A 13,419-nucleotide genomic window follows, 5' to 3' on the forward strand; every position below is an offset into this window, starting at 1 on the left:
TGTAAAAATAAGGTGAACCGACAAATATTAGTGTGTCTGGTACACAATATCCAGACAGTATCTCTTAGATATCCCCTAACTGCGGTCGTATGACGATGTCTTCGATCACGGTATTGCGCGACATTTGATGAGCAGACCAAATCGACTCTGCCACATCGCTAGATTTGACGAATCGCTCTTCTGGCAAATCTACTCCTTCCCAACTAGCCGTCCATGTTGCGCCAGGCATCACTGACACCACACGAAGCCCTGTCGGCTTGAGTTCGTGACGCAGATTTTGTGAAAAACCGTATAACGCAAACTTGGAAATACTATACGATCCCCCATTGTCATAGGCGCGAAGACTTGCGACCGAGCAAATGTTGAATATATCTCCACTACCCTGCAGTGTCATCTGTGGTAGCAAAGCCCGAGTGAGGTGGTACGCACTGTAAAGATTGGTATTGATCATAAACTCCAAACTCCCAGCCTCTTCACCAGCAAGCGAGCCTGGTATAAAAACCCCTGCATTATTGACCAAAACATCCACCTGGGACACAGTCTTCTTGACCCATTCGGCGAAAGCCAATACCTCCTCATTTTTGGAAAGATCCGCCTGATACACAGACAACTTGCCCTTTCGGCTCATATCGGCCAGCATCTCGTCGAGATCCTCCTGGTGTCGAGCACATGTGATTACATGGTAGTCTTGTGCAGCAAAGTGTTCAACGGTCGCTCGACCAATCCCTTTGGTTCCTCCTGTGATTACTATTGTTTTACTCATAATTTCAACTAAAATTGAAAATTAATCAAACAACCAAGCAAGTCATCGCCACGTAGATTTTAATTCCCGACTAAAGTGGATTTTTCGCGAGACTTGGCGTTTGATTCACCGATAGTTGTTTGAAAATTATTATTTTGTGGCTTCAATTTAACTAGAGCGAATGCGCAGTTTCGGACGATTCATTTTATTCATCTCCTCCATGTTTGTCAGACGAGAGTCTTTCATGACTTATGTCAAATTGGTTTTCGAAGAGTGCACCAAAATTGGGGTTAATTCCATCTTTTTGGTTGCTATCGTATCGACCTTTATCGGAGCAGTGACGACTTTACAGACGGCTTACAATTTGGTCAGCCCATTCATCCCTCCTTATGTGATTTCAATGGTGGTGAGAGACATGACCATCCTAGAACTCGCCCCTACCGTAATGGCAATTGTATATGCTGGCAAGGTCGGATCCAACATTGCCGGTGAGCTAGGGTCGATGCGCATCACCGAGCAGATCGATGCACTCGAAGTGATGGGAATCAATGCCAGCTCCTATTTGGTGCTGCCCAAAATCATCGCTTCATTGATCACTTACCCCATGCTTGTTGTGATCTCCGCCTTCTTGTCCCTCGTAGGAGGGTATCTTGCGGGCACACTCGCTGGTGTGATCACCCCGACCGAATACATCTATGGTATCCGCTATGAGTTTGTCGCCTTCAACATCACGTTCGCTCTCACCAAGGCCTATGTTTTTGCCTTTTTGGTTGCTGCTATCTCGGCATACAAAGGCTTCTTCACCAGTGGTGGAGCACTCGAAGTAGGAGTGGCCAGTACTTCGGCCGTCACCAACAGCTGTATCGCCATCCTCTGTGCAGACTTCCTATTGACCAACATAATGCTCTGACCCCATGATAGAAATCAATCGTTTGACCAAGTCATTTGATGGCAAAACAATCATCAACGACATCAGTGCTACTTTCATTCAAGGGAAAACCAATTTGATCATTGGTTCCAGTGGCACAGGCAAAAGTGTCCTCTTGAAAAACATAGTCGGCTTGGTACAACCTGACGCAGGAGAAGTCTTATTCGACGGGCGAAACTTCACCACTGCCGACAAAAACCTAAAAACAGAGATCAGACGAGAGATCGGCATGCTCTTTCAGAGTAGTGCGTTGTTTGACTCTAAGAATGTCGAGGAGAATATCATGTTTCCGTTGGATGTACTCACCGACATGTCCAAAACCGAAAAGCTAGATAGAGTCAATCACTGTCTCGAACGAGTCGGCATGGCTGGCATCAATCAAAAAATGCCTTCGGAAATAAGTGGGGGAATGAAAAAACGCGTGGGAATAGCACGAGCTATCGTCAACGACTCGAAGTACCTATTTTGTGATGAGCCAAATTCGGGGCTAGACCCTCAAACCTCAATCCTCATCGATAACCTCATCCATGAAATCACTGACGAACTCAACATCACGACTATCATCGTCACACACGACATGAACTCCGTCATGGAAATCGGTGAGAACATTATCTTCTTGTATAAGGGACAAAAACTATGGGAGGGCAACAACGAGACGATCTTTGACAGTGACTCTGACGAACTACAAGACTTTATTTTTGCCAACAAGCTCATGCGGGCAGTAAAAAAGAATAGAGGCTAACACCACAGGGCATACCTCTATTCTGGAACATAATAACCGATACTTTCCTTTTCGCTTTGATCACACGTTGAGCCAAAGAACAAGCATCATCGAGCAATAGGAAATGATCATCGCCACTAACCGGAACACTCTCGATTCGAGACTAAATCCTCTTTTGATTAGATTGATTAAAATCATATTGTTTTTAATTAGTGATATTCGAATTACACCAATCCCCCTGGTAGTTCATAATTTATTATATGAACCGCGCTCGATTTTCGATCGACACCCTTATTTCTACAATCAATGCTTTTTGATACGCGCCTAAAACAGCGCAGTGATTTGCATCCTACCCATATGAACGAGCGGATTGTCGGCAGATTTACGCCCCTCATACCCAAGACTCATCTGCAAACCTGAAAAAAGCTTCTGACTATAATTGACCTGCCAAGTATAGTTGTCTCCTGGCTGGAGTGCATTGAGCAACTCGTAGGCCGCTGCAGAGTTTACGGCTCCTTCGAAAGCGATATTGGTGTATGTAAAAGCCGCGGTGAGTGCGTTTTTGACTCCTGATGACCAACGTGACTCGACTGTCGCGGCATTTATCTGCGAGTTCTCTTTGGGCGAAGCTTCTTCGAGGTTTACTTTGTCTAAGTAACTGTAGCTGACTGCTAGGCGAAAATTATTTTGGGGTTGCCAGGTCACTCCTGGTGTTGCTTCGTTGGCATGGATCAGGTAGTTGCGATCCTCCGAGTACTGCGATGCATTCTGCTTGACACGATCCGCTAGCGTCAAAGTGAGCACCCACTCTCTATTGAGATGAAAGCGCATGTTGTACAACCAGTCCTCTGCGTGCCTTGATTCAATCCCTCGGGAGACAAGTTGCTTAGAATTGGACGAGGCATAGGTTAGATCTAGTCCCAAACCCTGGCCACTCCGGTTGTAAAACCATGTACTCCGTACGCCGTCTCTGACAAATACCAAGTTCACGTCTTGTATATCGAGGCTAAAAGGATTGAATCGTGAAGCAAACGAATCCTCGGTAGACTTCTTGTTGATATTAATATTGGTACTACTGGACACTTTGCTCAAGACTTGCTTGAAGCCTCCCTTCTCTTTCCACGAACGTGGCATGATAAAATTAAGAGTAAAAGTAAAAATAGTATTGTACGCTTCGATAAAATCAGTCGTCGGCACGAACACCTTGATGTACTGACGTTCGTCAAAATTGATGGCTTCAAAAAACTCCGTCAGGTCCTGCACTCCATCACTATTTAGGTCCCTCCAAGCATGTGTCCCCTCTCCTGTAGCGACTTCTACAAAGATAAACTCACGCAAAATCTCCCTACTACTGGAGGTGGTATAGGTCATGTCCATGCGTACATGACGCTTAAAAAAACTTCCTCGATAATCTAAATTCCCCAAGACTAATTTTTCATTCTCTAGGGATTCGAACCCTGATTGATAGGCTAAATCTCGGTAAGTGAAATTCAACCCAATGGTTTGCCCTTCTGCAAAATCACTCGTCATCTGTGCAGTCGCCGTTTTCGAAAAGGTATACGGTACGAGAAGGCCATTCAATACGGCCTTATCCTCTCTCAGCGTATAGTCCACTCGAAACCTTGTTTTCAAGGTGTCATTGCTCCGGAGATAAAATTGATGAGCGCCATAGTTCATGGCCGTGCGGGTGAGCGAATCCATCCCTGGATCCCCTACCTCATTTCGGTCTGTTTCGTAGCGATAGCCTGGTACGACGAATATAGGATCAAAATACGCCTCGGTATACCATCTCCTCCACTCTGATTTTTCAGAAGCATTGACATTGTCCATATCAAAGAATCCTCCCGAAACTTTCAGCCCACCAAGGCTCTTCTTCACCTCTGCATCCAATTGATTCCCATCAATCGCCAAGTCCTTTTGTCGATTGGCATATTGCACACGAAGCAAATTGAACCGGTCCTTGTCCAACCGCACCCCTGCATTGAAAATATGGTCACTCGTCCGAAACGTGTCTTGCACTGCAGTATAGCTCCAGTTGCGGTCGTACTCCATCGGTCGGTATCGATCGATAGGTTTGAAATCTCCCCCATCATATTCGTAATCCAAAGAAGCCGACAATCGATACTTGGATTGCCCTAGAGGGTAGTCCTTGAATACCAATCCAGACTTTGCTGCAAAATCACTGTTGTCATCATCGTCTATCTCTGCATAGAGGTTCTTGTCCTGGTTGGATACGGCGACCTCCGAATACCAAGTCAGGTGGTCGGTCACACGGATCTCAGCCCCCAATACAAACATTTCTTTTTGGTTAGGTGCTGGAACAAAACGTACGGGTGCATACCTCCCCTGAGGCACTTGTGAGACCGCCGACACCCATTCGTACACACGACCATTGACATCATTTTGTACAAGCTGATAATCTCCCGCCCCTTGCTCTACATCAGAAAATGTGACTCGGTACAATTGAGCTGTAGAGTCTCTGGAGTACACAAACACCTGCTGAGCATTACCATCACTGTCCACTGTATCACGACGCTCATACATCACCCAGTTGGCATTGTACTCGCTTAAAGTCTCTCCAGCTATCGGTACGGGTAGTTGATCATCACTTGCTTGACTCATTTGCAGCTGATCGGCAGGAGTCAGTGCAAATGCCAAAGGCCTATTGCGGTTGTCCTTTTCCCTGTAGTACCCCAGCCGTACCGTCGCCCGACCAATCTCTACTCCTTGTTGTGCCGCAATAATCGAACGACTATAGTTTTGATCAGAGTACTCAAAAGTGACTCTCAATCTAGAAAACTGTGTAATCATGACCTTGGGATTAAAGGTCAGTTCTCCCAGATTGTAATCAATGACATAGTCATGATTGAAGCCCCGCTTGAGCAATTGCCCGTCCAAATAAACACTCTCAGAATTGGCAAGAACCACAACGTACTGTTGACCATCTGGTCCGTAAAGTTGGTAGGGCCCCTGCACTCCTTCTTCTGCTGCCAGGGTAATGTCCGCAAACTGACCCTTAGCTGCCGCTACTGCGATTTTAGATTGCCCTGTTGCCTTGTCTCCTATGGCATATTGATATTCAACCTGACCTCCCAGTGCATTTTTATAATGTTTGAGAAAATACGACTCTCCATTTTGTAGTACGACATCCCCAGCCAATACAGACAGATTTTCATTGTAAATTTCAAAAGTTACATTGTCAAATTCTCTGATTTGCTGCGTGTTCCCTTCTGGTTGAAAGGGCACATTTTGATCGGTGATATCTGCGCGTATATTCAGATTGTCGGTCAATTTACCATCCATCTGAAAATTGAAACTGGAGATGACATTGACACTTTGAGAATTGCCAAAGGATACTCCACGTGTAAGGCTCCCCGTTTTGTAAATATCTGGCGTAGCAAACAACTCCTCCTTTTCATAACCTAAGGATCCTTCTTCTGGCGTGGCATAAAAACTCACAGTAGAATCATACAAAGAAGCAGACTTATGAAATTGCAAGGCACCTTTCTGAATGGGAAATATCCGGAAGCACAGCTCCCCCTCGTAAGGCTCATCGAACCGAAGTACAGACTGATCAGTACTCAAGGCGTATTCCGCCGGTGGATTCAGCAAGATCGTCTTGGGATCGATGACCATGCTGTCAGGAATTGATACGGCCCTGCCAGTCACCGCAAAACACTGAAGGTTACCCTCAGGCTGTGCCTGTGCCCTGAGCATACTGCTCCCACACAGTCCAATAAGCACCAAGACTATGGCTACTCGCCAAGCGCTACGCCTCACGAAACGGCACGATGTAGATTCCTTTTCCAACAGCCTCAAATATAGCCAATCAACACCGAGTGCATGCGCTGTGCTTGGTCTCGCACTATGACTATTCTACAGGCTGATACTTATCCATTCGAATAAAGAAAATGGTGCCTTTGCCTGCTTCTGATTCAAACCAGATATTGCCTCCCGCATGCTCAATACCGCGCTTTGCCACCGCCAAACCTATCCCCGAACCGGTTTCCTTTGTGCTAAAATTAGGTATAAAAACCTTCTCCCTGATCTCCTCTGGGATACCCTCTCCTCGATCTTTAAAATAAATAAGCACATCCGTAGCACTGGATTTGAGACTAACTTGCAGCTCTGGATCCTCAAGATTTTTCATAGCCTGAAAGGCATTCAAGATCAAATTATTGAAAATTCTGCCAAACAGCTTTTTATCCCCCAGCACCTGACAACTCACCTCTTCTATGCTCAATTTGATGTTTTTGTCCACATGTAAGTCGACAGATTTCTCCAACACTTGATCAATATCAAAAGGCTCTTTGATCGGCGTAGGCATTTTGGCAAAGTGACTGAAAGAAGTAACGATTTCGTCGAGAGTATCTATCTGGCTTAGCAATATCTCTAAAGACTTTTTGTCTTTGTCTGGCCCCAATATTCGATGCAAATGCTGTATCGTCAGTTTCATAGGGGTCAGTGGGTTTTTGATTTCATGAGCCACTTGTTTGGCCATTTCGCGCCAAGCTGCCTCTTTCTCTGTCCTAGCCAGTTCGGCCTTGGTCGCTTCCAGTTTCCCCAGCATGTTGTTGTATTCCTGGACAAGCACCCCGATCTCATCATCCGAAACCCAATCGATCGGCTGGTTTTCTTGTACAAACCCTGTATCGTGTAGTCTATCCGCTATGATCATAATAGGCTTGGTCAAGCGAGATATGACATAGTATGCAATCCCCACGGAAATCATGAAAACAAAGGAAAAAATAATAATGATGTTGCTAAACACGATGAGTTGTTGACTCTCAAGGTGATTTCGAGAACCGAAATATGGAGCAGCAAGATACCCCAAGACACTTCCGTCATCTGGAGAATAGATACTGACATAAATCGTCTTGTAGACGAAAGTTCCTATTTTCTCTTGCAGTGCAATTTGTTCTTTTTTCTCCTGAACGAGAGATTTGAGAGCTTTGGGACTCATATATTCGGAGATGATCCCCGACTCGAAAATCTCGGGCGTACTGGATGCCATCATCTTTCCATTCGTGTCATAGACATTGATATCCATAGAGGCATTGGTTGCCAACTCCGCTACGCTATTTTCCAATTCCTCCCGAGTACTTTTTTGAATCTCAAATTCAAAAAAATTATCGTTGAGATTCTCTGCCAAGAGTAGCGTTCTCTTCAAATTGGATTTATCGATTTCTTTGCGATATGAGCTGTCTGTAGAAGACAAAATCGCCACCGCTACCAAAACCAATGGTATCACAAAGGACCCACCCGTAAATATCAGAATCTTGGTAGAGAAACTCAATTTAGTATCCATACCGCTTGACAAATAGCGGCCTCCACTAATCACACTGGTGATCGCCAGTAGAAATATGAATAGGAATGAGAAGTTGGAGACCACATCTCGAGTTTTGTACAGCGGCGCAGACACGACAGTCACCTTGCCCCCTACTGCTCCTGCCAGATGCAAATATCCCTTTCGTTCGAGCCCTCGGTCATAGATGCTTTCGTTTTCCAACCACTCCATATCAAAATCCGACTCATAGGGATAATCACCAGACACATATAGGAATTCTCCATTCGTAATCATCGCATAATCAAAACTACTGCTCGATCTAATGCTTCGATCCATCAACAACTGCGGCAATACACGGCGCGAAGAAAACTTTTTGAGACTCAACTCAATCTCGACATAGCCATTGATGTCCCCATAGCGCTCCACATTAGTAAAACAGATGTAACGCTTGCGCTTGTTAATATCCATATGCCGGTCATAATAGATATTTTCATAAGAGGTCTGGTACTCATCCGCACTATATCTCCGCTTGACCTGACCGATCGACAGTCCTTTATATTTCTTGGACATCCCCACACCTTCTTTATCAAAGAGATAAATATCGATCTCGTAATCACTAAAATAGGTATTGAGATAGGTCCTCTGAATTTTGCGCTCTATACTACGCAATTGACTCTGCGGATTCATCATTTTGCTATTGACAATGATATCTTGCCGAATCTGACTAAGTATATTAGAGAGCAAGTATTCTCCTTCTACGTCTCGGTCCACTTGCAGATACGTCGCAAACTTCTGCATACGATAGAGCTCGTTTCGATCATGTGATTTGTAGATCTCAAAGGCACCACCGATAGAAATGAGCACCACCGTGAAGAGCAAGTAATTGATGCTATCAAACTTGAGCGTCTTCAAACTCTGTGGCATATCAAAGGTATAAAGCCCAAGGATATAAATGACATTGAGCCCAAAGGCTAACAAGAAGTTGGATTCCCAAAAGAAGAGAACAGACGAAACCAGACCACATATCACTTGCAATGTATTGAGTTCTCTTTTGGAAGCATGGAGCTGGGACAAAATCTGATACGCTAAATAATGTACACCAAAAAAGAGTATCGCCAACAAGCCAATCAATGCATAAGCAGACGCCCGCTCCAAGTTGAAATCCATCGTACTCGCGATATCCAAAGAGATTTGCGAATGCGACAGCAAGAGACTAATAGAGTTGAGAAGGACAAACAAGGTAAAGTATGTCAGAAAGAGCATCACTACCCCCATAGCCATGATCCACCTAGAACTCAACCGACTGATCATCGACCTACCGTACAAAATCGCAAACATCATCAAAAGAGCAAGCGCCGAAAAATTGATGATACTATCTCCTAGAGTAAAATAAAACCAATTGTAAGTAAAAACACTCTGCTCGAAAACACTCAACTTGACAAACGTACTCGGCAAAACCAATACATACATCACCATACGCATGGCCATCAACCATACCAGCAAACTCCCGAATCCAGCCAAAAAACCAAAGCGCCGATTGACCCAATATGATCCCTGAAAAACCAACAATACAACCGAGAGCAAAAGGACAAACAACAGCCCCGTAATCAAGGCGTTTACTCGTTCATTGTAGAATGTATTGCCACTGCACTCGATATTGAACAGGGTATCCCCTTCATACTTGATCGGAATCGAATTGGGATCCTCGGTAATGTTGATATTGTGCCGAATGATGTTTCGGTTGTAAACATCCGCAAGGTAAGTACTCGATTGGTTGTACTTGCGTCGAATCTTGGTCATCACTACAGCATAGGCTTCCTGCTGACCCCAAAGAATCCTCTCCTTCTTATAGAGAAACTCACCCTGTTCATTGACGATAATATGGTCGCTCGTGCGAAAAGGAAAAAATTCGAAAGGAGGAATAAAAGAATTGTCAGACCAAAAAAGGACATCCCCACGCACATTGTACACGAAATAGTCAATATCCTTGGGCAGGTTGAGTACTACTCCGCTATCTATGGTGGTCACTACTGCGTCGATACGCGTCAAGTAATCCGCTACGGTAGATTCGATCTCTACCGCCATCTCTGCCTCTGACTTGTCCGAATAGGAAAACAACCCGAATAAAATCAATCCGGACACTGCTACTACAGCAGCTATTATTTTTATGGTTTTAGAATTGAAAATGGGGATTTAAGTTTTACCCCCCAAAATACACAAAGAATTAGTCATTTGCATACTTGGCATCAAATCGTATCCCCCCAAAAACATGCAAAAAAATCGCTCGTGAATAACGATACATGAGCGGCCAAACCAAGCCCACAACTCCCAGTAAACTCACGACATACACCCACATCTCAGGATCCCCAAACACATGAAAGAGTACCATCCCAACGACAAAAGTGATGGCTACTGAAAAGGCATAACTCACAAACATCGCCCCATAATAAAACCCTGGCTCGGGCTCAAAGGCCTGATGACAAACCTTACAATTTTTCTCCATCTCACGGTCATACCACTTGTGAAACAGACTTGTCTTAAACATTTCACCCTCTCTGCATCGAGGGCATTTGCACTCAAGTAGTGCTTGACCTTTGCTTCTTCCCATGTTTTTTATACTTATAGTACCATACTCCACCTATCGCTACTACGGCCAAATAGGGCGTGGCAAACAAATACATGATCCCAAAATTTAACCCTTCAGCCAGAGCTAGTTCACCCTGGCTGACATTGTTGACAATTGTTGTTTTGCACATGGCACACTGTGCCCACGCACTAGTACTGAGCGTCAGCATCACCAGAGATAGTGTCAGGATTTTCTTCATGGCATTGGAATCAAGAGGGGTAATATGGACTCGCCAACAGGTATACAATCACACCAGTCACGGATACATACAACCAAATCGGCCAAGTAAATTTCACGATTTTTACGTGCCGATCAAACTCTTTGGCGATCGCAAAGTAAAAGGCCAACAATACAAACGGTACTACTGCTGCCGAAAGTAAAATATGCGACAATAAAATCGTCAAATATACAGTCCGCAAACCAGAAATATTTAGTTGTTCATCCGCGTCCAATACCCCATCCAAGTTAACGTCCCCAAATATCGCAGAAGGCATCGTCGCATGATATGTCACGTACGCCAACAAAAAACAGACCCCCAATGCCAAAGAAATTGCCATACACACTTTATGTAGGGTATAATTCCCCTTTTTGGCCATGACACCTCCAATCAACAACAATAGTGCTGTGATGGAATTGATCGAAGCATTGAACCCTGGAATACTACTCAACCACACATACTCTGATGAAATCTTATAAGGTGAGTAAATCAATACCGCAACCAAAGCGGGTACCACAAGCGAAATGACCGCTACGGTAATCATCGCTATTCTCTTGTTTTTCATTCTATTCGTTTAAAAGTATATGAATCTCGGTGTTTAGGCGGTCAATTTCTTCTAAATCTCTAGGATTGTAATAACCTCTGATTCGTTGTTGGTCATCGACCAGCACCAATTGAGCGGGCTGACTGAGGTAGTCGTCCTCGATATGCAATTCTCCAGCAATCAACTGACAAGCGGCAAACGACTGCAACCATTGAGAGTCGGTACGAACGTACACCAAGCGATCGTACCCTTTGACATCATACGTTAGCGTGTCAGTCGTATAAAAAGATAGCAACTGGATACGGTTTTCCTCTCGAAACTTCATGAGAAAACTCATCATATTGTTTCGAATTGATTGAAAATCAGGATTAGACATCACTCCAAAATCATAGAGCGTAGCAGTATTCCTGCCCAGTGAATCAATCAGATCAGATCCATCTACACGATACTGCATCGGGACCATCACCTGACCACAAGCCGTCAATGTATCAAGACCCGATTCATAATAAACCGGAATGGAAAATTTATTCTCTCCAAACCCCTGCAAAAAAAGATACAATGCTCCCGGGACAAACAGAACAAATACTAATACAATCGATTTAATCCATTTCATAGGCAAAAAAAAATGCCGTCTTCTGACGGCATTCAATCCAATATCGGTAATAATTATCCGCCAAATATCGCGGCATAAACAGCTTCTCCTTGAATCCAAAATGCACCTATCAGCCATAGCAAAAATGCTACAGGCCCCACAATACACCAAACCAGTCCCTTTTTCTCATGTGACAAGTGCATAAACTCACCAATGATATAAAATGCTTTGAAAACGGTCAATAGGATAAATATGGTAGTTTTAAACATCCCTGCATCTACAGTAAAAGCGATGATAAACTCCACGACAGTCGCTAGGAAAAGAATTCCTGTAACCATCCATATTTTCTTGATTTTCTCTTTATCTGCTGGAATAATTTCCAGGCTATTTGTTTCTTGTTCCATGTCTTTATATCAATTTTTTATACCAAATAGAAGAAGGTAAATACAAATACCCATACCAAATCTACAAAGTGCCAGTACAATCCCACTTTCTCAACCATTTCATAGGTTCCTCTTCTTTCGAGCTTGCCTACCGTTGCTTGATAGAATATGATAAAGTTAATCACCACCCCACTAAACACGTGAAATCCGTGAAATCCAGTAATGAAGAAAAATAATGCCGCAAAATTTGGAGGGCCATATTGGTTCATTGACAAATTGGCACCATGAAAGAACGAGCCGTCCAACATCTGACCACCCGCCTCAGTACCATGGATAAAGTGTGCCCACTCCCATGCTTGACATCCCAAGAATGTCAACCCTCCGAGAATCGTCCAAAGCATCCACTTTTCTACTGCCGCTTTATCGTTTCTATGTCCTGCGTCTACAGCCAAAACCATAGTCACACTACTCATAATCAAGATAAAAGTCATGATTCCCACAAAAACCAATGGCAAATGCACACCGTGCAAGAAAGGTACGGCATTGAAAACCATCTCTGGTATCGGCCAATACTCCTGTGAGAAAACAAAATCCTCTATTTTACCTTCGTAAGCGGGATTCGCAAAGCGAATATACCCGTAAGTCGCCAACAATGAGGTGAAAGTAAAAGCATCTGAAAGCAGAAAAAACCACATCATCAGTTTTCCATAACTCGCCTTCATTGGCTCAGCCCCTCCGTTCCAAAGGTTTTCATTGCTATCTACTACTACTGCCGTTCCAGCCATGATATTATCTTGTTTAATTAATGATTAAGTGTCAAAAATAAGTATAAATACAACCAAAGTCCACCTAAAAAATGCCAATAAGTTGTACACATTTCCAGTTGAACCATGCTCTTAGAATGTACTCGATATTTGTACGCGGCTACTGCCACGACAATCAGAAAAATCACTCCCGTCACTAGATGAAAGCCATGTACTCCAGACAGTACATAAACAAAGGATCCCGCAGGGTTTCCCACAAAAAAAACTCCTTCATCCACCAATTCTTGCCAAGCAACCAACTGCCCTATCAAAAAAGCAATACCCGTCACTACTGTCAGCATCAAAAAAAGCCGCATTTTCTTTATCTCGTCTTTCTTGCCTGCCAAAAAAGCCAAGTGCATAAATACACTGCTCCCAATCACAATCCCTGTAGTCACGTCAAACATGAATGGCAATTCGAAATCCGACCACACACCACTGGATTGTTTGACCACATATGCACTGGTCAGTGCTGCAAACATCATCACCACCGAAACGATGAAGAGCCACAAGGCAAATTTCTTCGGGTGCATTCGAAACCCCTCGGTTGCTTCTTTCTTGAGAGCCATGTTCATA

Annotated in this window: 12 protein-coding genes; 2 read left to right on the top strand and 10 right to left on the bottom strand. The window is 43.9% G+C overall.

Going from position 1 to position 13,419, the window contains the following annotated elements:
* Positions 1-64 precede the first annotated feature (64 nt).
* Positions 65-763: an SDR family oxidoreductase gene (locus tag BFP72_RS14360; RefSeq protein WP_099599794.1), complete on the bottom strand. Its 699-nt coding sequence runs from the start codon at positions 761-763 to the stop codon at positions 65-67.
* A 160-nt stretch (positions 764-923) separates the two neighbouring features.
* Between BFP72_RS14360 and BFP72_RS14365 the strand changes: the two genes are divergently transcribed.
* Together BFP72_RS14365 and BFP72_RS14370 are read left to right on the top strand one after the other, a co-directional pair.
* Positions 924-1,652 (top strand): ABC transporter permease, encoded by a 729-nt coding sequence (locus BFP72_RS14365; protein WP_099599795.1) that lies wholly within the window; start codon positions 924-926, stop codon positions 1,650-1,652.
* Positions 1,653-1,656: 4 nt separating this feature from the next.
* Positions 1,657-2,412 (top strand): ABC transporter ATP-binding protein, encoded by a 756-nt coding sequence (locus tag BFP72_RS14370; protein ID WP_099599796.1) that lies wholly within the window; start codon positions 1,657-1,659, stop codon positions 2,410-2,412.
* Positions 2,413-2,715: 303 nt separating this feature from the next.
* On the opposite strand, the gene BFP72_RS14375 is transcribed toward BFP72_RS14370, so the two are convergent.
* The 9 genes from BFP72_RS14375 to BFP72_RS14415 all read right to left on the bottom strand — a co-directional run bounded on the left by BFP72_RS14375 (position 2,716) and on the right by BFP72_RS14415 (position 13,412).
* Positions 2,716-6,171: a hypothetical protein gene (locus tag BFP72_RS14375; protein ID WP_158233420.1), complete on the bottom strand. Its 3,456-nt coding sequence runs from the start codon at positions 6,169-6,171 to the stop codon at positions 2,716-2,718.
* 91 nt (positions 6,172-6,262) lie between these two features.
* Positions 6,263-9,811: a HAMP domain-containing sensor histidine kinase gene (locus BFP72_RS14380; RefSeq protein WP_143520085.1), complete on the bottom strand. Its 3,549-nt coding sequence runs from the start codon at positions 9,809-9,811 to the stop codon at positions 6,263-6,265.
* Positions 9,812-9,902: 91 nt separating this feature from the next.
* Positions 9,903-10,223: a DUF983 domain-containing protein gene (locus tag BFP72_RS14385; protein ID WP_158233421.1), complete on the bottom strand. Its 321-nt coding sequence runs from the start codon at positions 10,221-10,223 to the stop codon at positions 9,903-9,905.
* 31 nt (positions 10,224-10,254) lie between these two features.
* A complete protein-coding gene (locus BFP72_RS14390) occupies positions 10,255-10,503 on the bottom strand; it encodes a hypothetical protein (protein WP_099599800.1) in 249 nt (82 codons plus the stop codon).
* 10 nt (positions 10,504-10,513) lie between these two features.
* Positions 10,514-11,086, bottom strand: a complete 573-nt coding sequence (locus BFP72_RS14395) for a DUF420 domain-containing protein (RefSeq protein WP_099599801.1) — start codon at positions 11,084-11,086, stop codon at positions 10,514-10,516.
* A gap of 1 nt (position 11,087) precedes the next feature.
* Positions 11,088-11,678 (bottom strand): hypothetical protein, encoded by a 591-nt coding sequence (locus tag BFP72_RS14400; RefSeq protein WP_099599802.1) that lies wholly within the window; start codon positions 11,676-11,678, stop codon positions 11,088-11,090.
* A gap of 53 nt (positions 11,679-11,731) precedes the next feature.
* Positions 11,732-12,061, bottom strand: a complete 330-nt coding sequence (locus tag BFP72_RS14405; protein ID WP_099599803.1) for a cytochrome C oxidase subunit IV family protein — start codon at positions 12,059-12,061, stop codon at positions 11,732-11,734.
* A 17-nt stretch (positions 12,062-12,078) separates the two neighbouring features.
* Positions 12,079-12,825, bottom strand: coding sequence for a cytochrome c oxidase subunit 3 (locus BFP72_RS14410; protein ID WP_099599804.1), 747 nt, complete (start codon positions 12,823-12,825; stop codon positions 12,079-12,081).
* Positions 12,826-12,842: 17 nt separating this feature from the next.
* Entirely contained in the window at positions 12,843-13,412 is a 570-nt protein-coding gene (locus BFP72_RS14415) for a cytochrome c oxidase subunit 3 (RefSeq protein ID WP_255397224.1), read from the bottom strand.
* Positions 13,413-13,419: the final 7 nt, after the last annotated feature.

The organism is Reichenbachiella sp. 5M10, from assembly GCF_002742335.1.
In the GTDB taxonomy this organism is placed as follows: Bacteria; Bacteroidota; Bacteroidia; order Cytophagales; family Cyclobacteriaceae; genus Reichenbachiella.